This window comes from Fredinandcohnia quinoae (genome assembly GCF_022427965.1).
GTDB classification, from domain to species: Bacteria; Bacillota; Bacilli; order Bacillales; family Bacillaceae_L; genus Ferdinandcohnia; species Ferdinandcohnia quinoae.
Genome location: NZ_JAKTTI010000004.1, coordinates 77,468 through 102,433 on the forward strand (window position 1 = coordinate 77,468; position 24,966 = coordinate 102,433).

Sequence of the window (24,966 nt, forward strand, 5' to 3'; positions counted from 1 at the left end):
CTTAAAAAAACACTTACTTTTCATTATCCTATATTAAATGTCCGCATCGAAACTTACTTTAGATGGAAAATATATAGGTATTTCTGTTTAGTTACTGTTGATAAAAGCCCCTCCACCACAAAAGCCCCACTACTTTTTTCCTTCATCAAAAAACAGTACCCCATCTTTGGGGTACTGCTTTGTTATCTATGCTACTTTATTAATCTCTATTTTTTTACCTTCTTTTCGCCACTCTTTATATTCAGCTGCTGCTGTGAATAGTACGTCTGTAGATGAATTAAGTGCTGTTTCAAATGAATCTTGTAAGACACCGATAATAAAGCCTACTCCCACCACTTGCATTGCAACATCGTCTGGGATTCCGAATAAGCTACACGCTAGAGGAATCAGTAATAATGATCCTCCTGCAACCCCTGAAGCACCACAAGCACATACAGCTGATAATACGCTAAGAATAACGGCTGTAGGCAGATCCACTTGAATCCCCAACGTATGAACTGCTGCAAGAGTCAACACAGAGATCGTAACAGCAGCACCTGCCATGTTGATGGTTGCACCTAATGGAATGGATACTGAATAACTATCCTTATTCAAACCGAGATTTTCGCATAATTTCATATTTACAGGAATGTTAGACGCCGAGCTTCGAGTAAAGAATGCAGTAATTCCACTTTCCTTTAAGCACTTGAACACAAGTGGAAATGGATTTTGTCTAATAAATACAAACACAATGAGTGGATTGACCACCAAAGCTACAAAGATCATACATCCAATTAATACAAAAAGTAGGTTCCTATAGTCTAACAAGGACTCAATTCCATTTGCTGTAATCGATTCAAATACGAGTCCCATAATTCCAAATGGGGCTAACTTAATCACCCAAGTAACCATTTTAGAAATAGCATCAGAAAAATTAGAAATTAAGGTTTTTGTCGAATCAGCGGCATTTCTTAAAGCCAAGCCAAGGAGAACAGCCCAAGCTAAAATACCAATATAGTTTCCATTGAAAATTGCCTTCACTGGGTTATCTACAATATTCAATAGCAATGTTTTAAGAACCTCAACTACACCGCTAGGAGGTGTCACACCTTCAGCACCTTTTACAAGTGTTAAGCTTACTGGAAAAATAAAACTCACAATAACAGCAATTAATCCCGCTAAAAAAGTTCCTAAAAGATATAGTATGATTACGGATTTCATATTCGTTTGCTGGCCACTTTTGGGCTGTGCAATGGCTGACATTACCAAAAAGAGCACCAATACAGGCGCAATTGCCTTCAATGCACCTACAAATAAAGAGCCAAATATAGCGATTGGCTTTGCTGTTTCAGGGATCGCTAAAGCTAGGATAATACCAATAATCAAACCGATAATGATTTGTTTAACTAGGCTCAATTGATTCCACTTTTTCAATAAACTTTTCATAGATGCTCCCCCTAGATTCCATCATAAGAATACAATTGTATTCGTTGTAAATACAATAATACTAATTTTTTTGATATATTACAATATTATTATTTTGTTAAAATTACCCTTTTTCTAAAAATAACTTCCCCTTTTCGCTACTTTTATAGGAGCTGTTTTACTACCAGTTGTTGAGGAATAAGGCGATCAAACTTAGTTTATACACTAGATAAACTAATGTTTAAAAATATTTTGAAGAGTGGTAAAATTGAACTAAGATTCATTCACTTACATAACGAATGCTACGTGAGCATCACCTATTTTACATAGAAAGGCGACTACCAATGTTCAACCTCATCAAAAAATGGAATACATTACGCAACCAAATTTTGTTTATCTTCATAATCGTTATGATCATTGTTCTTTTAATTGTTAGTCTTCTTACGCTAAGACAAGTTTCCTTTCTATTAAAAAATAATGCTGAAAAGCAAATTCAACAAGTTGCGATTGAGGCAAACGGTAGAATTGAATCACTATATGAACAAGTTAACATGGCTTCAAAGCTTGTAATAACAGATGAAGAGGTTCAAAAGATATTAACGAATGTGTATGACGGGAATAAGGTAACCTTTAGCACACGTCAGAATTTAATGGGGCATATTAACAGAATAATGGGCAATACAGATGGTATCTTTTCCTTTCAGATCTACTCCGAAAATCAGCAGCGTGTTCTTCCACTAGATGAAGACTATTTAAAAAACCGGATCGATCGCAAATGGATTGATGAAGCAAATCGGGCCAAAGGTAGAATGGTTTGGATTGGCGATGACCCCCATGATAAAAATAACTTTCTTGCCATTCGTGGTGTAAGTTTAATGGAACGGCAATTTAAGAATGGTGGTTATTTGTTAATTAGTATTAACCGTGATCATTTTAATTTTGCTAATGAAAATTATGATAACGATCAATACTCTATTCTTTTAGATCAAGATCAAAAGCCAATTATTCAAAATTACAACGGTGATATTACTAGTATTATTGAAAGCTATAATAGAAGTATCAAGCTAAATAAACGTGATTATATGGTAACCAAGCAATCTTCCAAAATCACTGGTTGGACAGTATTTATATTGACCCCTGTGAGCGAGTTGACTAAGGGGATTTCTGGGATTCGGACTGGGATTCTATTATCCGGAGTAGTTGGTGCCTTTATTTTTACGATATGCTCAATTTTCCTTTCAACTATTATTACAAGACCGATTGTTCGATTAACGAAGACGATGCAACTCGCAAAAGAAGGCTCATTAACCTTGAATCCTAGTGTACCTTCTGTTAATGAAATTAATGAATTAAACAGCACATATAATCATCTAGTTAAAGAAACAAATCATCTCATTCAAATGGTATATCAAAAGGAGATTTTAAGAAGCCAAAGTGAACTGAAAGCCCTTCAATCACAAATTAATCCGCACTTTCTCTTCAATACTTTAGATGCACTTCATTGGTCTTTGGAGGAGAAAAATGAAGAAGAGTTGTCTGAGCTTGTTATTGCCATGTCTGATTTATTTCGTTATACAATTTCAATGGAAACCGAGAATGATTGGGTATACTTGAAGGACGAATTTAAGCATATCAGCGACTATATGGAAATTATGAAGATGCGTTTTGGTGAACGATTACAATGGCATATCTCAATTCCACAAGAATATGAGTTTATTAAAATACCGAAACTGACCATTCAACCTTTGGTGGAAAATGCGATTCTCCATGGAGCCGGAAACATCGTTGGAAACTGCCTCATACGTGTAGCGGTCGAACCTATTCAACGTGGATATCATAAATGGATTCGTATCTCCGTTCAGGATAATGGTTCTGGTATCGATCGTGAGAAACTTAAGTGGATTATTCAATCAATGAAAACAGGCGGTACATCCTCTATGAACGGAAAAGGAATGGCCATTTCGAACGTCTACAAACGCTTAAAGTTATATTACAAGGGAATTTCACATACAGACCTATTGATTGAAAGCGAATTAAACAAAGGCACGCGGATTTCATTTGAACTACCGATTGATGGGGGAGATTATATTGTTTACTAAAAATATCGTAATCGTTGACGATGAACCGAGAACAAGGCAGGGCCTACAAAGAACATTGGAAAGTTGGAATAATGGTGAATTTATGATTCTTACTGCTGAGAGCAGTGAGGTGGTTATGCAGATCATCGAAGAAAGGAAGATTCATATTTTACTTTCTGATATCCGCATGCCAGGAATGACTGGTCTACAACTTTTAAAGAATATTAAAGCAAAAGGCATGTCCCCAGTAGTCATTATGATTTCGGCCTACACTGAGTTTGAGTATGCCCAGGAAGCGTTAAGACTGGGTGTCGTGAATTACCTTTTAAAGCCAATTGCCAAGAAGAAGCTAATTGAGGCGGTTGAGGAAGCTGTTAGGATATTAGAAAAGCAAGTCCGTGTTGGGATGATTGAAAAAGTAGTTGATGAGAAGATCATCTCAGCAAACACCAAGTTCGATTTAACTAAAGATACAATCCGCGGTGCCATTGCCTATATTGATCAACATCTAAAAAGTGAGTTAACCCTAAAAGAAGTAGCTGCTCATGTTCATTTGAATCCAAGTTATTTTAGTGTACTGTTCAAAGAAGAAGTCAAGCTGACATTCAGTGAATATGTAACAAGAAGAAGAATTCAACGTTCGAAAGAACTAATGATTTCCACCAATCTTCCAATCAATGAAATCGCTGAGGAAGCAGGCTATAAAACATCCAAATATTTTATTAAATTATTCAAAGAAATCGAAGGAATAACACCAAGTGCGTATCGAAAGACAAACAATGAAAGGGCTTTCTAAAAATAGTAGTATTTTTCCCAATCATAGTTACCTTTTTTGGTTATTCCCCCAGTGATAGACTTTAAGTTGTAAGAAACAGTTAAACATACATTAAGGGGGTTTTAAGTAATGAAAAAGAAAGCGTTTACTGCCGTATTGTCTTTAGCATTAATAAGCGGACTGGTTTTAGGAGGCTGTTCATCCTCTTCAGGTACTAAGGATGATTCGGGTAATTCAAGTGGTGACAAAACAGTTGTTAAAATGATGCATTTATGGCCTGAAGGAAGTTCCAATGCCCAGTATACAATAGTTGATAACATTATCAAAGCTTATGAAGATGAAAATCCAGATATCGATATTCAAACTGAAATTTTAGGTAATGAACAGTACAAAGAAAAAATAAAGGTATTATCTGCCTCAAATGAACTCCCAGACGTTGGAATTACTTGGGCAGCAGGTTATATGGAACCTTTCGTTGAAGGTAAAATGTTCACATCTTTAGATGACATTGTTAAAGAAGATCAATTTGTTGCAGGTACACTTGAAGCTTTCTCAGTTGAAGAATCAGCTTATGCCCTACCTCTTGAATTAAACATCACCCCGGTATATTACAACAAAGAAATCTTTGAAAAACACAACTTAGAGGCTCCAGAAACATATGATGAATTTTTAAAGGTTGTTGAAACACTTGTTGATAATGGTGTTACTCCAATTACGTTAGGAAACAAAGATCGCTGGACAGGATCTATGTGGTATATGTACCTTGCAGATCGTATTGGCGGGCCAGAAGTATTAAATAATGCAATTAATCGTTCTGGAAGTTTTGAAGATCCAGCATTAGTTCAAGCTGCTGCAGAAATAGAGAAGCTTGTTAATATGGGGGCATTTGTCAAAGGCTTTAATGGTCTCTCAAATGATGAGGCAAAAGGTTACTTTATGAATGAACAAGCGGCTATGTACTTAATGGCTACATGGGAATTACCTAACTATACAACAAGCCCCGATGTTGCTCAAGAATTCAAAGACAAGGTTGGTTACTTCAAGTTCCCTACTTATGAAGGTGGAAAAGGTAATATTGACAGCTATGTAGGTGGTCCTGGAGTTGGTTTATTCGTATCTGAACAATCAAAGGTAAAAGACGAAGCGAAAGCATTTGTTTCCTACTTAGTTGAAGAATGGGGCAAGCATTCGGTTGTTGATGCAGGCGTTATCCCTGCTACCGTAGTTGATACATCCTCTGGTGATCTTGACCAAATGTATATCGACATTCTAAATGACCTAGGAAATGCAACAAACCTTACACTATATGCGGATGTTCAAATGACAGCAGGCGTTGCTGATGTTCACTTAAATCAGATTCAAGCATTATTTGGAGGTCAGTCAACCCCTGAAGAATTTGCAAAATTGCAGGAAGAGGCTCTTGCTGCTGAGGAATAATAATTGCTTAGGAGGGCATATTGCAGAATAATATGCCCTCTTTTATATAAAATGGAAGGGGAATAAACCAGCATGAGAAATGTGATGTCAAATAAGTTTGTTATCACCCTTTATACACTCCCTGCTTTACTTCTTATTCTAGTCCTTATCTATATTCCGATTGGGTTGTCAGGATATTACGGTCTCATGGATTGGGACGGAATTGGTCAGATGAGCTTCATCGGGTTAGAGAATTATATCACCTTGATTCAAGATAAGATGTTCTGGACAAGCGCATGGCATTCTTTTATATTAGCTATTTTCTCTACAGCTAGCTTACTGCTTTACTTAGGGATTTCACTCGTTTTGGCAAGTAAAATTAAGGGCTCTGATTTATTACGAAAGATTTATTTAATTCCAATGCTATTATCATCTGTTGCCATTGCCCAGCTTTGGATGAAAATTTTTGACCCAACGAACGGGATGGCTAACAAACTACTCGAATCCTTAGGGGTAGAAAATACACCTATTTGGTTAGCAGATCCATCCATTGCTCTTTACGCCATTTTCATCCCTGTTATCTGGCAGTTTGCAGGGTTTTACATCCTTATTTATTATGCAGCATTAAAAAATGTACCAGATGAAATTATTGAAGCAGCTAAAATTGATGGTGCCAACCCATTACAAATTGCATTTAAAATTAAATTACCACTTATCTCAGGAGTATTTAAAGTAACCATCATGCTAGCAGTTGTAGGATCATTGAAATATTTTGATTTGATCTATGTAATGACTGGCGGTGGACCAAACGGGGCAAGTGAGGTAATGGCTTCATATATGTACAAGGAAGCGTTTAAACTAAATAACTTTGGCTATGGTAGTGCGATCGGTTTTGGTCTTCTAGTTATTTGTCTTGTGATGACTTGGCTAACTTCGAAATTAACAAAATCTAATGATGATGTTCAATATTAAGGGGGAGTGACACAATGAGTGAGGTTATCACACAGCAGACTTCAGTAAAACCAACCGTACCCAAAAACACGAAGAAAACTTACTTGAACAAAATCGGATTTGGATTACTTTATCTAATTTTAGGATTATTTGCCATCATACAAATTTACCCATTAGTATGGCTTGTATTTTTCTCTTTGAAAACAAATCAAGAAGTGTTTGGGATGTCTCCATTTGCTTTACCGCAAGATCCACAATGGGAAAACTACACAAAGGCATGGACTTCTGGAAATATTGGAATGTACTTCTTTAATAGTGTTTGGATTACACTATTATCAGTCCTACTGACAATCATTCTTGCTAGTTTCGTAACATTTGCTGTTACTCGGATGCATTGGAAATTAAGCGGTCTAGTTCTTGGATTATTTTTAGTAGCATATATGATTCCACTGCATTCTACTTTAATTCCTTTATTTAACATGTTTAACAATGTAAATTTAATTGATAATCCTGCATCGATTGTCTTGTCATATACAGCCTTTAACTTACCGTTAACGATTATGATTTTACTAGGTTTTTATAAAACATTTCCACGTGAAATTGAAGAAGCAGCTGTAATGGACGGATGCTCGGTTCACCGAATCTTTTTCCAAATCACGCTGCCAATGACTGTTCCTGTACTATCAACTACAGCTATTATTAACATGATCTACAACTGGAATGAATTTGTATTTGTGAACACATTCATCAGCTCTGACAGTTGGAAAACCTTGACTGTTGGGATTAATAACTTCGTAGGTCAATATTTAACAGATTGGGGTGCTATTGGTGCCACTCTCGTAATAAGTATTGTTCCAATTTTGATCGCCTTCTTATTCTTAAGTGATAAGATTGTCGAGGGAATGGCAGCAGGTTCTGTCAAAGGTTGATTACCAAAGAACAAAAGCGCAAGCGCCTTGTCCAGGCCCGACAAGCAAATGTTCTGATGCAAAAAAGTCGCTCTTTGACTTTTCTTGCATCAGGTTATTTGACCTCGAGGGCCTAGGCGCTGGAGCTGAACGTAGATAAACTTTATTAAAAGATATCCACATGTTTAAATTTTATAATTTCCTGGTAAACAAAAAAAGGACAATCCGTCCTTTTTTTTGTTTCTATTTATCCTTCATTTCGTTTATTATGCTATTTTGCTTCTGTCTTTTGTCAATTTTATTAAAAGCTAGAAAGCCTGTAGCCATAATTATAGCTGCCGACAAACTGCCACCGAAGAAAAAACCTAAACCCGGAATGAATTTAACTACAAAGAACATAGCAGCGAGACCACTAATCATGACGAGGTTTTCAATCGGGTGAATAAGCATCATGAAAAAGGAATTCTTAATCATTTGAAATAGCTTTAATTCATAATGAACATAAACTGGAAACAAGTAGAATATCGTCATCACTGCGGCAAGCATAAACAAATACAGTGGGATATGAATGACACTTATAAAACTATTTCCAGAATTCCTCATGAAGGCTAAATCAAGTACAATAAGCCCCCCTACAACTATTACTAGTAAACCTAATCCATTTCCTCGAATAAACTCCGATTTATAGGTACTCCAGAAGGTCTGAAAAATAGGAATATCCGTTTCGCTCCTAATCCATTTCCGAATAACCGCGAACATCGAAATCGTTGCAGGAAAAAAACCTAAAACGACCAGACCTAATAATGAGAACCCAATCCATAATAAATTTACATAAGCGAATTTTGCAATCCATTCAGTAGCAGAATAAATCCGATTTACCGTCTTGTTCATCTAACCCCTCCCAAAAGAAAACGATAAAGTGTTAGGGCTTTCTTTACGATGAAATTACCTTCTAAATTTTATTAACTGATCATTTAGCATCTTTGTTTGTGTGTAAACCTGTTGGTAAATCGTAAAGATATTCTTATAGGTTTCCACATTTTTCGGTATCGGATGATAGGTTTTAGAAGTTTGAATGAATACATCCGCACATTCCTTCAAAGAGGTAAACCAGTCGCAGCCATATGCAGCTAATATTGCTGCACCCATGCCCGGACCTTGCTCACTTGTAAGCCTTTCAATCTTTGCATTGAATATATCCGCTTGCATCTGCAGCCATGTTTCGTTTTTTGCGCCACCACCGATGGAAACGATTGAATCGATTGTTTTCCCACTATTTCTAAAAATCTCAATTGATTCATTTAAAGAAAACGTAATCCCTTCAAGGACAGCACGAACAAAATGCTTCCTCTCATGCGCGGCATCTATACCAATAAAGCTTCCACGTATATTTGAATCAGCATGTGGAGTCCTCTCCCCCACTATGTACGGAGTAAATAGCAGCCCATTACTCCCCACTGGAACCTCATCTATGTCTTCTAATAATTGCTCGAAAGCATCCAGTTTGGCAAACGTTTCTTTAAACCAACTTAAACTATAGCCTGCAGCCAGGGTCACCCCCATCGTATAATAAGCATTTTCTTCACCGTGATTAAAATAATGAACCTTACCTTCAAAATCTAGGTCATTCCTTTCTTCATAGGAAAGAACAACACCCGAGGTTCCGATACTGCATAAGGTTTTGCCTTCCGATAATATCCCAGAACCGATAGCACCGCATGCATTATCCGCTCCACCCGCGAAAACCTTTATCGTTTCTGACAATCCCGTTGTCTGTGCAAATTCAGCTGTTATATTCCCTACAAACATGTGAGATTCTACTAATGGTGGGCAAAACTCTGGCGAAAGATCGAATAGATTTAATATTTCATGACTCCATCCCCGCTTAGCCACATTTAATAAAAGAGTGCCCGCAGCATCTGAGTAGTCCATATGGATATTACCAGTCATTCGGTACCGTAAATAATCCTTCGGTAGCATGAAAACACTTGATCGAGCAAAAATTTCAGGCTCATGCTCTTTTACCCAGAGAATCTTTGGTAAAGTAAAGCCTTCCAATGCAGGGTTCTTTGTGATCTCTAATAGCCGCTGTTTGCCGACAACTTCATAGATTTCTTCACATTGTTTCGTTGTTCTTGTGTCATTCCACAATATAGCATTTCTTAGTACTTGTTTGTCCTGATCAACTAAAACGAGGCCATGCATCTGACCTGAAAAGCTGATACCTTCAATATTATTCACATCTCCATCAAATTCCTCAACCAATTCAACAAGACCAAGAGTGGTTTTTTCAATCCAATCCTCTGGGTTTTGTTCGCTATAGCCAGACTTTTCACTAATAAGGGAATAGGATTTAGAAACTTCCTTACATACTTCTCCATTTTGATTAACAAGTAGTATTTTTACCGCGCTAGTACCTAGATCAACACCAATTACGTACTTCATCCGTATCATCCATCCCTTTCGACGAAAACATGCTGGAGTAAAATACCGCCAGCACATTTACATTCTATTCAATTTAAATGATTACACCGTTACACTTGAAAGCGTTTCTACTAAGTATTGGTTGATTATAGCTTTTAAGCGTTCTGTTCTTCCTGATTGGTTCTTAATTTCTGTTAACCCTAGGGCGTATTCTTCAAGCTTACGGAAGTTCGTCTTACCTTCTACAATATCCAAACCAATTCCTTTTGTATAGCTGCTATAGCGTTCGTCAATGAAGCTATCAAGCACTTTATCTTCAATTAATCGATTTGCAACCTTTAGACCGATAGCAAATGCATCCATCCCTGCAATATGTGCATGGAAAAGATCCTCTGCCTCAAATGATCCTCTTCTGACTTTTGCATCAAAATTGAGACCACCCTTACCTAAACCACCATTTTTTAAAATTTCATACATGGCTAATGTATTCGAATATAAATCAGTTGGAAATTCATCTGTATCCCATCCAAGTAGTGTATCTCCTTGGTTCGCATCAACAGAACCAAGCATTCCATGAATACGTGCTGTTCTTAACTCATGCTCGAAAGTATGGCCAGCAAGCGTAGCATGGTTTGCTTCAATATTAAATTTGAAGTAGTCAGTTAGATCGTATTTTTGCAAGAATGCTAGGCCAGTAGCCACATCGAAATCATATTGATGTTTCGTAGGCTCTTTTGGTTTAGGTTCAATTAGGAATGGTACACTCAATCCGATTTCTTTTGCATAATCTACTGCCATATGGAAGAAACGCGCTAAGTTGTCCTGCTCGAGCTTCATATTAGTGTTAAGTAGGGTCTCATACCCCTCACGTCCACCCCAGAATACATAGTTTTCTGCACCAAGTTCTTTCGCTACTTCTAAAGCCTTTTTTACCTTTGCTGCAGAATATGCAAATACATCTGCATTTGGAGAAGTTGCTGCACCGTGTGTATATCTTGGATTCGTAAACATATTTGCAGTATTCCAAAGTAATTTTGTTTTACAAGTTTGCATGTATTCTTTTATCATCATAATGATAACATCCTGATTTTCATTCGTTTCTTTTAATGTGCTTCCTTCTGGAGCAATATCAACATCATGGAATGCGAAGAAAGGTACATTTAATTTTTCAAAAAGTTCAAATGCTGCTTCAACACGCGCTTTTGCTAGATCTAAACCCTTTAAGTGATTCCATGGACGGATGGCAGTCCCTACACCAAATGGATCTGTACCATCAGCAGTGAATGTATGCCAATAAGCTACAGAAAAGCGAAGAATTTCTTCCATCGTTTTTCCATTCACTATTTCCTCTGGATTATAATATTTAAAAGCAAAAGGATTTGTTGATCTAGGTCCTTCAAATTGAATGTTAGTAACAGTTTCGAAATAAGCCATGTGGTTACTCCTCCTAATAGATTTATATTTTCACATTAATCTTGTAATTGCTTACATTAATTAAGTAAAGTATAGCACCGCTCTTCTACTTTGTCTATCGGATGGACTAAGATTATATAAATATTTTTCATGGTTATTTAAAATCGTCTATTTTAATTTAACAACCAACTAACATGAGCAAATTGCAGTCATTATAATACCTCATTTATAAGTTTGTATATTTGATAAATAAAGTTTGTGATAAAATTACATTACTATCGAATAAGGAGTTTTTACAAAGTGGGAACTATGACCTGGAATCAACAAGTTGTTAAAAAAAATAATAAAGCACTCGTTCTACAATTAATTATGGAAAAGGAGCCAATTTCAAGGGCAGACATCGCCCAAGTATCTGGCTTAAATAAGACGACCGTATCCTCATTAGTAACCGAATTACTTACTGAGGAACTTATTTATGAATCAGGACCTGGAGAATCAAGTGGCGGTCGTCGTCCGGTTATTCTACATTTTAATAAAAATGCAGGATATGCGATTGGAATTGATATTGGGGTGAACTACGTACTATGTATCTTGACTGATCTAAAAGGTAAAGTATTGATTGAAAAGAATGAAATGGTGAATCGAACCCCTTATTCTACCATCATAAGTATCGTTCAAAAAATGATTCAGTCAATTATTGATGAAATGCCAAGCAGTAAATATGGAATTATCGGCATCGGAATTGGTGTACCTGGCATAGTTAACAAAGAAGGCACTATCCTCCTTGCTCCAAATCTGGGATGGACTAATATTCAATTAAAAGAAGACATAGAGAAACTATTCGATGTGCCGGTAATCATTGAAAATGAGGCAAATGCCGGGGCGATTGGCGAACAACGATTTGGCATAGCTCAAGATTATAAAAATATCATTTACATTAGTGCTGGAATTGGAATAGGTGTCGGCATTATCCTGAACAAGGAATTATATCAAGGGAATAATGGATACTCTGGTGAAATGGGACATATGATTATTGATATAAATGGAAAGCAATGTAACTGTGGCAGCAGAGGATGTTGGGAGGCTTATGCTTCTGAAAGTGCTTTGCTCGAGATGGTTCATCCAAATATTGATTCACTTGAATCATTAATAAGCCTAGCCGAAAACGGTGATGAAGTAGCCCAAGATCTCTTTGACAAAATCGGGACTTACTTAGGATTTGGTATTAATAATATCATTAATACATTCAACCCTGACTACGTCATTATCGGTAACCGAATGGCATTAGCAAAAGAGTGGATTGAGCAGCCAATCCGTACAACGATTGAGAATCACACACTCGCATACCACCAAAAAGACCTACAAGTAGATTTTTCCAGACTAGAAAAATACTCAACCTGCCTAGGTGTTTCTGCATTTGTTGTCGATTATTTTATCAAGGAAGAAGCAAGAAACTTATAGATAATCGTTTCCAAGATTGCACTCGAAAAAAGCTGCCACAAATTAGGCAGCTTTTCTTAATTATTGATCATAAGGATCAATTGTTTGAATGGATCCGTCTTCGTTATATGTTAATTCAGTAAACTTCACTGAGCGCTTATGATTTACTCCATTTGATAATGAGCAATCATGATAGAATAAATACCACTTATCCTTAAATTGAACAATCGAATGATGTGTCGTCCAACCGCTTACAGGTTTAAGAATCGTACCCTTGAACACAAAAGGTCCAAGTGGTTTTTCACTAACAGCATATACAATTTTATGAGTGGTCCCGGTAGAATAGGAAAGATAGTAAAGACCATTGTATTTATGTACCCATGGGCCTTCAAAATATCTACGATTCTCGTCACTTGCGAGAATCGGTTCCCCATTTTCATCGACAATTTTGATTTCATGCGGCTCGCTTTTAAAATTCAACATATCTTCAGTCAATTCAGCAACAATCGGACCTAAAGCAGGTTCTGTTGGGGCTGGACCTTCTGCATCCGGGTTAAATGTTCCTGTTTGCCATTTTTCCAATTGACCTCCCCATAGACCGCCAAAATAAACATATGCTTTGTCGTCTTCATCCACCAATACAGCTGGGTCAATGCTGAAGCTACCCGGTATATAATTTTCCTCTGGTTGAAAGGGTCCTGCTGGATTAGCACTTGTTGCTACGCCAAGTCTAAAAATACCATCCTTATCTCTTGCTGGGAAAAATAAATAATAGGTGTTGTTTTTATATGCTGCGTCTGGTGCCCATAACTGTTTACTTGCCCACGGAATATCCTTTAAGTGAAGAACTTCTCCGTGGTCTACACATGGTGCGTCAACATCATCCATTGATAAAACATGATAATCCTCCATCTTATATTGATCACCATTATCATTAGAAGGTTCATCATGATCAAGATCGTGAGAAGGATAAATATAAAGTTTTCCATCAAATACATGTGCAGAAGGATCTGCTGTAAAAATGTGTGAAACTAAAGGCTCATTAAATTTTAAATTTTTCCCCATAATAACCTCCATTAGATTTTTTAACCTACTACAATTATTATACCTTTAGTTACTCAACTTTGTATACCCAAACAACAAACTTTCCACCGCTAACCTTCGAGATTTGACCCATAATAGTGAAGGCAACAACATCATATAATACCCCTTAGTTGTTAAAATAGCGTAAAAATTTATTTTATTTCGACTACCGAAATGATAAGATAGATTTATAGACTTTACATATGGAGGGTTATAACATGACGAAACGTCCAATTACAACAGATGATTTATGTGAATTTAAATTTGTAGGTGATCCTCAAGTGTCACCAAATAAAGACAAAGCTGCCTATGTCCTAACTCATGTAGATAAAGAAAAGGATGGCTACTATTCTTACATTTATGTAACTGATTTAAAGGATGAAGGCAGACAGTTTACCTCTCATTATTCAAAGGATCTCTTAGTAAAAGATACATCTCCAAAATGGTCACCAGATGGAAGTACAATTGCCTTTCGTTCAAATCGTACTGGAAAAAATCAAATCTGGCTTTTACATACTAATGGTGGTGAGGCTACCCAATTAACAGATGTTAAGCAAGGAGTTGGTGATTTTGTCTGGTCTCCAGACGGGAAGCAGCTTGCTCTTACAATTACTGGGGATTTAAAACATACATCTGAAAAGACTGAAGAGAGAAAAGAAAGAAAAAGTGATGTGAAGGTCATTACAAGACTTCGTTATAAAGGAGATGGAGTTGGTATTTATAATGATGACCATAAGCATATCTATTTATTAAATGTTGAGACAAAATCTTATACAAAAATTACTGAAGGAGATCATGACTTTTCCCAACTCCGTTTCTCCCCAGACGGGAAAAGCTTATTCTATATTGGCACAAAGGCTGAAGATAAAGAATGGGGGTACCTCCCAGCAATTTGGAAATACGATCTTGCTTTAGAGAAAGAAGCCCTTTTTTATCAAGCAAATGGATATATTGGCGCACCTTCCCTTTCACCAGATGGTAAATGGCTAGCAGTTGCAGGACATATGAGGGGGGAAAGAAGTCAAGGAAATACGAATATTCTTCTACTATCTTTAGAGTCAGGAAAAGTAACAAATTTAACAGAAGGCTTTGATTATACAGTTGGTAACCTTGTTGGTGTTGATGCGAAGTATGACACAGCAGAATTCCGATTAATTTGGGATTCCACGAGCACTCACATTTACTTCAGTGCAACAGTTGGTGGAGACTGTCAGATATTTAAGGTAACTCTTGAAGGAGAGGTTTCGTCTGCCCTTTCACCTTCTAATGCATCAGTTACTTCCTTTGATATCATAAGTGATGATCAAGCTGTTCTAGTCCTTGCTACTCCTCTTTCTACAGGGGATTTGGTTATACAAGATTTAAAAAATGTGAATCAAGTTGACCAGTTAACAGATTGGAATCATGAGTTATATGAACAGGTTCATTTGAGTACACCGGAAAATTTCCATTACAAGAGCACGGATGGTTGGGATATTGAAGGATGGATTTTAAAGCCTTATGGATTTGAGGAAGGTAAGAAATATCCAATGATCCTTGAAATTCACGGTGGTCCTGCAACCGCATATGGAAATGGTCTACACCATGAAATGCAAGTAATGGCTTCAAAAGGCTATGTGGTGCTTTATACGAATCCAAGAGGAAGTCATGGATACGGTCATGATTTTGTAAATGCAGTTATCGGTGATTACGGTGGAATGGATTATGAGGATATTATGGCTGGTGTTGATTATGCACTAGAAAACTATGATTATATCAATTCTAATCAATTATTTGTTACAGGAGGAAGCTATGGTGGGTATATGACCAATGTCATCGTTACTCGTACAGAGCGTTTCAAAGCAGCTGTTACACAACGTAGTATTTGTAATTGGCATAGCTTCTATGGAACAAGTGATATTGGTTTCTTCTTCACTGAATCCCAGCATGGACATGCCGATCTATGGGATGATGTAGAGAAGCTATTAAAGCTATCACCTCTTACCTATGCACGAAATGTTAAAACACCAACACTCATCCTACACAGCGAACAGGATTTACGTTGTCCAATGGAACAGGCTGAGCAATGGTATATTGCCCTCAAGCGCTTAGGTGTAGAAACAAAGCTAGTCCGCTTCCCAGATGAGAACCACGACCTATCTCGCTCTGGTAAGCCAAAGCACCGCTTAGAACGACTTGAGCATTTAATTGGTTGGTTTGATGATCGATTGAATTAAGAGAGGAACTCTTATTCAACTAAGCAGGAAACCTTAATTGGTTCCTGCTTTTTCTAGTTCCCTACGCTTTTCCTTAATATAAATGACTCCAATCAAGCCAATCATGGAAAAAATAACTGGAGTTATAAAACCGTAATAATATCCATGAAAATGATCCAATATCTTTCCAAATACACTTGGTAGTAAGACCGCACTTAGAAATCCACCAGTATTTGCAAATCCAGAGACAATGCCAGACTCTTTCATTGGAAAAGATTGGCGAACGATTGCAAAAGTTAAAGCACTAGCCCCATAACCAAAACCAATCGTAAAGAAAAGTATAATTAGCAAGAAAAGCGGCGGATTACCATTAAACAGTAGAAAGACTGACCAACTTAATAAAATCATGATATGCACAACAATATAAGGCCTTTTGATTGTTTCTAGCCGACTGGAAATCCAACTAGTTAGAGGTGCACCAATAAGTGCTCCGATAAGACCAATCATGATGAGTTGACTTGCATCTGAACGTGTCATTCCATATACATCCATCCCATATGGCACTGCCCAAGAGCTAATAAATCCTACATATGCACCAACGACTCCAAAGTGACAGAAGAATAATGCCCACGCCTGTCGATTAGAAAATATTCTACATAGTAAAACTTGTGTTTTTTCACGATGTATTTCTTTCTTTTCAATTTCTAATTCAGCGAGAAAGATTTGTTTTGGCTTTTTCAGGAGTACAAAATAGAGAAGAATCCCACATAGAATTAAAAGGATTCCTGCTGAAAAAAATGCGCCCCTCCAACCAAGTAACACAATCCATTCAGAGAAAGGAACTGTCGCCAATAGAAAACCAAGACTTCCTGTCATTCCTGCTAGTCCAATTAAACGAACAAATTCCTTTGCACTGAACCATTGGCTCAAAATTAACACCATATTCACCCAGATGGTTGCATCTCCTATCCCCGTCAAAATCCTTGCAAGGAACAGAACAAGTTCATGCGTACCAAGACTATAAATGATTGTGCCAATACCCGTAAGAAGAGCACCTATAATTAGAAAAAAATTAGGCCCATATCGATCAGCCATAATACCCATCGGAATTTGCAAACCGGTGTATACAAAAAATTGAATACTCGTTAGCAATCCAATCGTCGAGGCGGTCACATTAAAATCCCTCATCACTTGATCCGTAATTAATCCTGGTGCAGTTCGTTGACTCGCCATTAATAAATATGTAAATAGCACAGAAGCAAATACAACCCATCTAAACCCACTATTTTGTTTGTCCAATGATATCTACTCCTGTAAGCTTTTAATCTATGTATATGGATTTCTAGTAAAGGTATGATTTGAATAGTCGGAGCAGAAATGCAAAAAAGGCAACTACCCATAGGTTTAGTTGCCTTCAGAATCTTCTCTTGATTATTCTTTATTTGGATCGTTCACGACCAAGTGGGATGATTAGTGGTGTATGGCTGACTGGGTCTTCGATAACCTTGCACTTTAGCCCAAAGACCTCTTCAACAAGTTCTTCATTTACGATGTCAGATGGGTTTCCTTGAGCGATAACCTTACCCGCTTTCATGGCAATCAAGTGGGTGGCATAGCGCGCTGCATGATTTAAATCATGTAACACAGCCACTAACGTATTCCCTTGTTCATTGAGATCAGTAAATAGTTCAAGTAACTCAATTTGATGTGCGATATCTAAGTAAGTGGTCGGCTCATCCAAAAGCAGCAATGGGGTTTGTTGTGCAAGCACCATCGCAACCCAGACCCGTTGCCGTTGACCTCCGGAAAGTTCATCAACAAAGCGGTTTGCTAGATCTGTTGTATTAGTCAACGCCATCGCCGTCACAACAGCATGCTCGTCTGCATCTGTCCACTGCTGAATGAGGTTTTGATAGGGATAACGTCCATGCGCTACCAAATTAGCGACAGTAATTCCATCGGGAGCAGTTGATGATTGTGGCAGAAGACCAAGCTTTTTCGCCACTTCCTTTGATTTATATGTACTAATTTTTTTCCCGTCCAAAAGCACATGACCTGCTGAAGGTTTAATCAGATTAGAAATGGTACGCAAAAGGGTCGATTTTCCACATGCATTAGGTCCGATAATGACAGTAAAGGATTTATCGGGTATCTCAATCGAGAGATTCTGGGAAATCACTCGATGATCATATTGGATAGTGACATCTTCTACTCCAAGTCGAGAACGTATAGATGAAATCGATTTGCTTTGAATGTCTTCTTTTGTTATGACCATAATTTTTGATCACCTCTTTCAAGACTTGTATTTACGCCGCAGAGCGTGCTTGGTGAAATAATAACCAAACTAAGTACAATCCTCCAAGCGATAAGGTTAGCACCCCTACAGGGAGAATCATTCCGGGAATCATTCTCTGTGCCAGGACATCGGCACTTAATAGAACAAACGCACCGACTGCTGCCGATGGTGCCAAGCTTTCTGCTGTATTTGTTATGCGCAGGGCAATCTGTGGAGCTGCTAATGCCACAAATGCTACCGGTCCCATTACAGCTGTCGCTGATGCAGTGATGGCTACTGCAATTATAATCAATAATAACTGTGTACGTTCAAAATGGACTCCATGGGATTTAGCTGTATCCTTGCCCAGTTCCATTTCACGGAGAGGTCGATTCATTATCATCGCGAATAGAAGCAGCACACATATAAATAGAATTGCTGGAAGTGCATGGCTCCAATCGATACCGTTTAAGGATCCGACTCCCCAAGCCCCAGCTGTTAACGCAACCTCGGCTTGGCTCTGGAGAAGCAGCATCGAATTGACACTACCTAATACAGTCGAAATAGCAATCCCGACAATAATTAACCGAAAGCCCTGTGTTCCATTGCAAAATGCAAATAGATAAATAATAAATGCCGTTACAAATCCACCGATAAGCGCACCTGTTGCGATAGTGGTAAAGGACATCGACTTGATAACTAGCATCACGACTAACGCACCTGTATATGAGCCCGAAGTAAAGCCAAGAATGTCAGGTGAACCTAAAGGATTCCGGGTAATCGATTGAAAAATTGATCCACTTATCGCTAGACCCGCACCAAAAACAATAGCTGCTAGCACCCTTGGCAGTCGCCAATCGATAACAACCGTCCGTTTAAACCCTGTCATTTCACCAAAAAGTGCTGAAAACACCTCAGATACACTTAATTTAAGTGTTCCAACCGTAAGTGAAAATACGGATAGAGCTATCACAGCTACGATGAAGATCGCTGTAACACTTATACTTCTTACATCTAAGCGCAGCTTCACTGGTCCCTTCAGCTGCAAATATTTTCTACCAAAATCAATACGTCCCATGAGATTCACTCCTTTTACCGATAAACCCTGATATTACCTTTTCAGGTCTTCATAGACTACTCGCTTTTCGTCTCCTCACAAGAATGAGAAGAATAGGGGCACCGACAAATCCTGTAATAATACCGACTGGGATCTCTCCTGGAGACATGACAACCCTTCCAATAATATCAGATAGAAGCAATATCAACGGGGCAATGACCAAGGAATAGAGAAATATCCATGGTTGATCAGGGCCAATAAACCAACGTACACAATGCGGAACCATTAAACCGAGAAAAACGATTGGACCCGCAATCGCTGTGGCTCCGCCAGCTAATAGCGTAATCGAAATTAGGCCAAAGATTCGGATCATCTTCACGTTTACACCAAGCGATGAAGCACGATCGTCCCCATAGGCAATTGCATTTAATGCTGGAGCAATCACTAAGGCTATTAATATACCTACAATAAGAAAAGGGATAATCGGCCAAAGATCCTCAAGACCTTTCCTTGCTAACGAACCTACTCTCCAATTTAGCATCCCAGCAAAAGCACGGCTATTCACCAATGATAAGGCAGTCGTTATTCCATCCAATGCCGCTGCCATCGCAACTCCAGCGAGGGTAATTTGGACTGGAGTTGGAGATTTCTTACCTGCACCACCACCAATAATATAGATGGCAATCGTTGCAATGAGTGCTCCGGCAAGGGCAAACCATATATAACTTGACATTGATGTTATAGAAAAAACACCAACTGCCAATGCAACAGCAAAGGCTGCCCCTGCATTCACTCCAAGAATGCCAGGGTCAGCCAGTGGATTCCGTGTCAAAGCCTGGATTACCGCGCCTGCTAGACCAAAGGCTGGTCCAACCGCAAGGGCGACGATCGTCCGAGGTATACGGGACTCGTGAATAATTGTATAGTCATAACTATCGGATGTTGAAAACAGAGCGTTCCATACAACGTCAAAGGAAAGTGGCTTTGCTCCAATCATGAGACTAAGAAAGACAGCCACAGTCAAAAGGAATAGGGCGAAGGCTAATCCTATAATCCGTCGCAACCGCAAGGCAGTAATTGGCTTAATTTTCTTTTCAACTACTTTTTTAAGTTCACCACTTGGCTGCTTACTTGCTGTCACTAGTTTCACTCCTCGCCTTGTAAGGCTTTATTAAACATTGATGGCAATTGATCAATAGCCCATAGTAAGGCTGGTGCAGTACCTGATGAGAAGGCATTTGCATAATCACCATCAATAATCATTGATCTTCCATCAGCAACTGAAGGTATTTTTTGATAAAGGGCATTTCCAGTTACTTCCTTAGTATCTACCCAAATCGGTAAAATAACTGTAAAATCAGCATCTAAAAGCTCTAATTGCTCATCTGCTACTTTAACATAGAAATCACCGTTTGCAAGAGTTTCAATTTCCTTCTTATTTGTAAATCCTAGCTTGGTCATAAAATCAACTCGGGAATCACCGTTTACGTAAGCTCCCCAGCCTTCAGATGTGTATGCACCTACTGCTACCGTCTTGTCTGTAAATTGTGGGTATTCTTCTTTTGCCTTCTCAAAAGCAGTGTCAACATCCTTCAATAATTGCTCCCCTTCTTTTTCCTTACCAAGGGCTTTCGCTATCATTTGAACTTGTTGTTGATATGATGTCAAATAGCTATCGCCACCTTCTGGAACACCTATCGTTGTGGCAATTTCAGACAGACGATTGTAGCGTTCTTGATCACCTGAAGATCTAACATCAAGTATGAGGTCTGGCTCAAGTGACGCAATTTGCTCATAATCAAGTTCCATCGTTCCTAGAATAGTCGGGGCAGTCTTATATGCTCCTTTTAACCAAGGTCCTACACCTTCGCCACCAAAAGCAAGCCAATCACTAGCACCAACCGGCTCTACTCCAAGGGCTAAAGCAGTTTCTGCATCACCCCAACCAAGAGCAACAATACGCTTTGGCTCTTCTTTAATCTCTATGTTACCGAATTTCGTTTCAATTGTACTAGTAGTAAAGTCATTTTGTTTCTTATCTGATTTAGTTTTAGGTTCATCATTTGTATCAGAACCACATCCAACTAATCCAATTGCTACAATTATAACCATCATAAAACTTAACAATTTAGTTAGACTAAACTTGTTCTTCATTATTATTTTCCCCTCTCGGCAACTCTATTAATTAATCATAAGATTACGATAATGATAATGATTATCATTATCTAATATTATTAGAATATAGCCTATTTTGTCAACCGTTCTCATGGTGTCAAACCTTAAGTTCTACAGATTTGTTCACAGCATCTACATATATCAAATGCAATGCGAATAGCACCATTCACTATTCGCATTTTAGCTAGTTATTATTCTTCCATATATCCTACAAATCCTATGCCTCCAGAAGAATCGTCCCATGATTGTTCTTTTTGTTTCTGATGCAGTGATTTAAGCTCGGCGCATAACCGGGTAACATTGACCTCCTTCTCATAATGCCACTCTAAAGCTATCGAAGTATATAATTCATTTAGCTGAGCATAAGAGAAATCTTTTGTTACTTCCACAACCTCCGTAATCTCTTCCTCTGAAAGAATCTGTTCTATTTTTTTATTCATCAAGTATTGAAAACGAAGCTCCTTCGTTGGCAGTTTGATTTCATACGCACGGTCGAATCGCCCTGAGCGGTTCATCATAGCAGGATCAATTTTTTCAGGATAATTTGTTGTTCCAATAAGGAAAACCCCTTCTTTGGAGGTAGCACCATCAAGTGTGTTCAAAAAAACCGATCGAACATCAGCAGGCATTGAGTCAATATCCTCAATCACCAACACCATCGGCGAAAGTTTTAAAACAGAGGAAAAGACTTCTTTGATTGAATAGCTTGAGGTATATTCGGTAATCTGCCAATAGGCCACAGGTGCATGTATACTGCTGGCAATCGACTTCACTAACGTTGTTTTACCATTTCCAGGCTTCCCGTATAACAGTATCCCACGTTTATACGGAATATTATACGTTTTAAAAAATTCACCACCATCCATGAAGAATTCATCAATGGAGCGGTAAATTTCCTTTTTTAATGAATCTTCTAGAAAAACATCCTCTCTTTTGACCATGGATGTAATGCTTTCAATTTCTGTTTCAACACCATCATCCGTATCCGTGAAAACTGTGACATAGTTTTTAATATAATCTCTTTTTCGCTTCAGCACATACTGTAGAAAAGTAACTAAGCTAGAATCATTTTTAGCAAAAATCAGGTCATAACTTCGTTCCCCATCACTTGTAAAAACCTGTACCTTGGCAAGTGCCACCTGATAGTATGGATAATAATATAGACTATTTTCAACCCTTGGTTTCACAATGAACTCCATTACCCTATCTGTATGGTTAGATGATATCGTCTTCGTCTCTGCTTCATGATAAATATGAGAGATTAACCGCACTTCTGGGGATGCCTCTTTCAAGTCCTCTTCAAGAATATCCCAAATCTCATTTGATGTATCCTCATCCGAATACATATAAAACTCAGTATTGGTTTCTTCAACTAGCTTCTCCAGAATGGTAGAAACCACTTTACCATAGTCAAAATAATAAGGGAGCGTCTCCCTGTCAATCTCTTCTATTTTAAAAAGTACGTGTTTACTGCTCATGCAATTCTCCTTTTAATCTATTAAACTTGTGTATTTAATTCATTATCTATTTTACAAGAAATGTCTTTTGGAAGATACATATTTTATCTACCTTACTATTCAATCCAATTACAAACTAAAAGACCCCAAATTCGTAAGAGAACTTTAAACGAATTCGGGGTTTGTCTAATTTTGTATTTCTACAGACTTTTTATTTCCTTATATCTCGGCTTCCACATTGCTTCATCAACCGCTTTTTCTATATCATCAATTTCAGCTTTTGCAATCCCCTCTGAGATAGCAGCTCTTGCCACTTCTATAGCCACAAATTTTGATACATCCGCCAATTGATCAATTGAAGGTAGCAGAGAGGAGCCTAGTGTGCTGCTGTCTGATTTTTGAGCAACCGCATTTGCAGCCGCGGCAAACATTCCTTTTGAGATTATTTTCGCCTTTGATACAATTGCTCCAAGACCTAGTCCTGGAAAAACAAATGCATTGTTGGACTGGCCGATTTCAAAATGAATACCATTATATTCGACCGTATCAAATGGGCTGCCAGTAGCAATTAATGCCTTACCATCTGTCCAGTTGATAAGATCCTCTGGTATGGCTTCAGCTAGCGAAGTCGGGTTAGACATCGGCATAATAATTGGTCTTTCCACATGTTTGGCCAATTCCTTAACTATTTCCTCTGTAAATGCACCAGCTTGTCCTGATGTGCCAATTAGAATTGTCGGCTTAACCCGTTTCACTACTTCTAGTAATGGAATAATGCCAGTATCATCCCTTTGCCATCCTTGAACTTCTTCTGTTCGACGTATATAAGGCATTTGAAATTTGAGAACTTCCGGAGTGCTATCGGTCAATAAACCACGAAAATCATATGCCCAGAAGCGACTATATGCTTCTTCTCTCGGTAAACCCTCCAGAATCATTGCCTCTACCATTTGGTCTGCATTACCAATACCAGCAGCACCTGGTCCAAATACCAGAACCCTTTGGTCTTTTAACGGAATTCCTGTTACACGTAAGGCAGACATAACCGCAGCAAGGGTAACCGCACCTGTCCCCTGGATATCATCATTAAAGGTTAGGATTTGATCGCTATATTTCTCCATTATATTCCTTGCATTTACATTCCCAAGGTCTTCCCAGTGAATCAATATTTCTGGAAAGAATTTACGTGCAGACGAAACGAATAACTCGATGAATCGCTCATATCGTTCCCCACTAACACGTGGAAACCTGTTGCCAATATAGAATGGGTCATTAGTTAAATGCTTATTATTGGTCCCAACATCCAATACAATCGGAAGCACACGGCTCGGATCAATACCAGCAGCTGCGGTGTACACAGCTAATTTTCCGATTGCAATATTTATACCTCCTACCCCTTGATCACCGATACCAAGAATGCTTTCGGAGTCTGTCACAACAATTAAATCAATTCCATCTCGATACGTTTTAAAGTTTTCAAAAGCACTTTCTATTGCTTCTGGATTTTCAATTGATAAATACATTCCACCAGGAAGATGATACTCATGTGAGTATCTCATAATAGCTTCCCCTACCGTTGGTGTGTATATTATTGGGAGCATCTCACTTAAATGATTTTTTAGTAAATGATAAAAAAGCACCACATTGCGATTATATAGATCGTAAAGAACCCCGTTTTTAAAGAAATTATTTGTCCGTGCAGAATAACGCTCATACGCTCTTTCTGCTTGCTCTTCAAGCGTTAGAACACGTGGAGGTAATAAACCTTGAAGCCCAAGTTCATCCCTTTCCTCTTCAGTAAAAGCGCTCCCTTTATTCAAAAATCGGTTAGCTAAAAGCTCTTTTCCTCTTAATTTTGTATAAATAATATTTTTTGTATGATCCAAAGTTGTCACGAAACTTCCTTCTTTCATTT

19 protein-coding genes are annotated in these 24,966 nt (G+C 38.1%); 7 read left to right on the top strand and 12 right to left on the bottom strand.

All coding sequences use genetic code 11. The annotated features are described in order from the left end of the window. Positions 1–186 precede the first annotated feature (186 nt). Positions 187–1,425 (bottom strand): serine/threonine transporter SstT, encoded by a 1,239-nt coding sequence (gene sstT / locus MJG50_RS04655; RefSeq protein ID WP_240253170.1) that lies wholly within the window; start codon positions 1,423–1,425, stop codon positions 187–189. A gap of 323 nt (positions 1,426–1,748) precedes the next feature. Between sstT and MJG50_RS04660 the strand changes: the two genes are divergently transcribed. From MJG50_RS04660 to MJG50_RS04680, 5 genes are all read left to right on the top strand, one after another. Next, positions 1,749–3,503, top strand: coding sequence for a sensor histidine kinase (locus tag MJG50_RS04660; protein WP_240253171.1), 1,755 nt, complete (start codon positions 1,749–1,751; stop codon positions 3,501–3,503). After that, the gene (locus MJG50_RS04665; RefSeq protein ID WP_240253178.1) at positions 3,493–4,278 is read left to right on the top strand and encodes a response regulator transcription factor; all 786 of its coding nucleotides are present in this window, start codon (positions 3,493–3,495) and stop codon (positions 4,276–4,278) included. The genes MJG50_RS04660 and MJG50_RS04665 overlap by 11 nt, the downstream gene beginning before the upstream one ends. 108 nt (positions 4,279–4,386) lie before the next feature. After that, positions 4,387–5,694, top strand: a complete 1,308-nt coding sequence (locus tag MJG50_RS04670; RefSeq protein ID WP_240253179.1) for an extracellular solute-binding protein — start codon at positions 4,387–4,389, stop codon at positions 5,692–5,694. Positions 5,695–5,766: 72 nt separating this feature from the next. Further along, entirely contained in the window at positions 5,767–6,645 is an 879-nt protein-coding gene (locus MJG50_RS04675; protein WP_240253180.1) for a carbohydrate ABC transporter permease, read from the top strand. 14 nt (positions 6,646–6,659) lie between these two features. Then, complete coding sequence (locus tag MJG50_RS04680; RefSeq protein WP_240253181.1) at positions 6,660–7,553, top strand: carbohydrate ABC transporter permease; 894 nt, start codon at positions 6,660–6,662, stop codon at positions 7,551–7,553. 222 nt (positions 7,554–7,775) lie between these two features. Here MJG50_RS04680 and MJG50_RS04685 read toward each other — a convergent pair whose 3' ends face one another. The 3 genes from MJG50_RS04685 to xylA all read right to left on the bottom strand — a co-directional run bounded on the left by MJG50_RS04685 (position 7,776) and on the right by xylA (position 11,390). Beyond that, positions 7,776–8,423 (bottom strand): YesL family protein, encoded by a 648-nt coding sequence (locus MJG50_RS04685; RefSeq protein WP_240253184.1) that lies wholly within the window; start codon positions 8,421–8,423, stop codon positions 7,776–7,778. A gap of 54 nt (positions 8,424–8,477) precedes the next feature. Beyond that, complete coding sequence (gene xylB / locus MJG50_RS04690) at positions 8,478–9,977, bottom strand: xylulokinase (RefSeq protein WP_240253185.1); 1,500 nt, start codon at positions 9,975–9,977, stop codon at positions 8,478–8,480. A gap of 81 nt (positions 9,978–10,058) precedes the next feature. Beyond that, positions 10,059–11,390, bottom strand: a complete 1,332-nt coding sequence (gene xylA / locus MJG50_RS04695) for a xylose isomerase (RefSeq protein WP_240253186.1) — start codon at positions 11,388–11,390, stop codon at positions 10,059–10,061. Positions 11,391–11,678: 288 nt separating this feature from the next. Here xylA and MJG50_RS04700 point away from each other — a divergent pair, with 288 nt between their 5' ends. Beyond that, positions 11,679–12,830: an ROK family transcriptional regulator gene (locus tag MJG50_RS04700; RefSeq protein WP_240253310.1), complete on the top strand. Its 1,152-nt coding sequence runs from the start codon at positions 11,679–11,681 to the stop codon at positions 12,828–12,830. A 60-nt stretch (positions 12,831–12,890) separates the two neighbouring features. Here the strand turns inward: MJG50_RS04700 and MJG50_RS04705 are convergent, their stop codons facing one another. Next, positions 12,891–13,874 (bottom strand): glycoside hydrolase family 43 protein, encoded by a 984-nt coding sequence (locus tag MJG50_RS04705; protein WP_240253187.1) that lies wholly within the window; start codon positions 13,872–13,874, stop codon positions 12,891–12,893. A gap of 236 nt (positions 13,875–14,110) precedes the next feature. Between MJG50_RS04705 and MJG50_RS04710 the strand changes: the two genes are divergently transcribed. Next, entirely contained in the window at positions 14,111–16,108 is a 1,998-nt protein-coding gene (locus MJG50_RS04710) for a S9 family peptidase (RefSeq protein ID WP_240253188.1), read from the top strand. Between the two features lie 33 nt (positions 16,109–16,141). On the opposite strand, the gene MJG50_RS04715 is transcribed toward MJG50_RS04710, so the two are convergent. From MJG50_RS04715 to MJG50_RS04745, 7 genes are all read right to left on the bottom strand, one after another. Next, the gene (locus MJG50_RS04715; protein ID WP_240253189.1) at positions 16,142–17,386 is read right to left on the bottom strand and encodes an MFS transporter; all 1,245 of its coding nucleotides are present in this window, start codon (positions 17,384–17,386) and stop codon (positions 16,142–16,144) included. A 139-nt stretch (positions 17,387–17,525) separates the two neighbouring features. Next, the gene (locus MJG50_RS04720; RefSeq protein WP_240253190.1) at positions 17,526–18,362 is read right to left on the bottom strand and encodes an ABC transporter ATP-binding protein; all 837 of its coding nucleotides are present in this window, start codon (positions 18,360–18,362) and stop codon (positions 17,526–17,528) included. 31 nt (positions 18,363–18,393) lie between these two features. Next, positions 18,394–19,440 carry a FecCD family ABC transporter permease gene (locus MJG50_RS04725; protein WP_240253192.1) on the bottom strand — a complete coding sequence of 349 codons (1,047 nt, stop codon included), beginning with the start codon at positions 19,438–19,440 and terminating at the stop codon, positions 18,394–18,396. Positions 19,441–19,489: 49 nt separating this feature from the next. After that, positions 19,490–20,560 carry a FecCD family ABC transporter permease gene (locus tag MJG50_RS04730; protein ID WP_240253194.1) on the bottom strand — a complete coding sequence of 357 codons (1,071 nt, stop codon included), beginning with the start codon at positions 20,558–20,560 and terminating at the stop codon, positions 19,490–19,492. A 5-nt stretch (positions 20,561–20,565) separates the two neighbouring features. Continuing rightward, the gene (locus tag MJG50_RS04735) at positions 20,566–21,573 is read right to left on the bottom strand and encodes an iron-siderophore ABC transporter substrate-binding protein (protein WP_240253196.1); all 1,008 of its coding nucleotides are present in this window, start codon (positions 21,571–21,573) and stop codon (positions 20,566–20,568) included. 212 nt (positions 21,574–21,785) lie between these two features. Then, positions 21,786–23,072 carry an ATP-binding protein gene (locus MJG50_RS04740; RefSeq protein WP_240253198.1) on the bottom strand — a complete coding sequence of 429 codons (1,287 nt, stop codon included), beginning with the start codon at positions 23,070–23,072 and terminating at the stop codon, positions 21,786–21,788. Positions 23,073–23,251: 179 nt separating this feature from the next. Further along, entirely contained in the window at positions 23,252–24,964 is a 1,713-nt protein-coding gene (locus MJG50_RS04745) for an NAD-dependent malic enzyme (protein ID WP_240253200.1), read from the bottom strand. Between the last annotated feature and the right edge of the window lie 2 nt (positions 24,965–24,966).

Excerpts from the sequence above, each read along its gene's own strand:
- MJG50_RS04685 (WP_240253184.1), bottom strand. The coding sequence starts at position 8,423 with ATGAACAAGACGGTAAATCGGATTTATTCTGCTACTGAATGGATTGCA.
- MJG50_RS04670 (WP_240253179.1), top strand. The coding sequence starts at position 4,387 with ATGAAAAAGAAAGCGTTTACTGCCGTATTGTCTTTAGCATTAATAAGC.
- MJG50_RS04725 (WP_240253192.1), bottom strand. The coding sequence starts at position 19,440 with ATGGGACGTATTGATTTTGGTAGAAAATATTTGCAGCTGAAGGGACCA.
- MJG50_RS04735 (WP_240253196.1), bottom strand. The coding sequence starts at position 21,573 with ATGAAGAACAAGTTTAGTCTAACTAAATTGTTAAGTTTTATGATGGTT.
- MJG50_RS04740 (WP_240253198.1), bottom strand. The coding sequence starts at position 23,072 with ATGAGCAGTAAACACGTACTTTTTAAAATAGAAGAGATTGACAGGGAG.
- MJG50_RS04680 (WP_240253181.1), top strand. The coding sequence starts at position 6,660 with ATGAGTGAGGTTATCACACAGCAGACTTCAGTAAAACCAACCGTACCC.
- sstT (WP_240253170.1), bottom strand. The coding sequence starts at position 1,425 with ATGAAAAGTTTATTGAAAAAGTGGAATCAATTGAGCCTAGTTAAACAA.
- MJG50_RS04745 (WP_240253200.1), bottom strand. The coding sequence starts at position 24,964 with ATGAAAGAAGGAAGTTTCGTGACAACTTTGGATCATACAAAAAATATT.
- xylA (WP_240253186.1), bottom strand. The coding sequence starts at position 11,390 with ATGGCTTATTTCGAAACTGTTACTAACATTCAATTTGAAGGACCTAGA.
- MJG50_RS04705 (WP_240253187.1), bottom strand. The coding sequence starts at position 13,874 with ATGGGGAAAAATTTAAAATTTAATGAGCCTTTAGTTTCACACATTTTT.
- MJG50_RS04660 (WP_240253171.1), top strand. The coding sequence starts at position 1,749 with ATGTTCAACCTCATCAAAAAATGGAATACATTACGCAACCAAATTTTG.
- MJG50_RS04700 (WP_240253310.1), top strand. The coding sequence starts at position 11,679 with ATGACCTGGAATCAACAAGTTGTTAAAAAAAATAATAAAGCACTCGTT.
- xylB (WP_240253185.1), bottom strand. The coding sequence starts at position 9,977 with ATGAAGTACGTAATTGGTGTTGATCTAGGTACTAGCGCGGTAAAAATA.
- MJG50_RS04720 (WP_240253190.1), bottom strand. The coding sequence starts at position 18,362 with ATGGTCATAACAAAAGAAGACATTCAAAGCAAATCGATTTCATCTATA.
- MJG50_RS04675 (WP_240253180.1), top strand. The coding sequence starts at position 5,767 with ATGAGAAATGTGATGTCAAATAAGTTTGTTATCACCCTTTATACACTC.
- MJG50_RS04710 (WP_240253188.1), top strand. The coding sequence starts at position 14,111 with ATGACGAAACGTCCAATTACAACAGATGATTTATGTGAATTTAAATTT.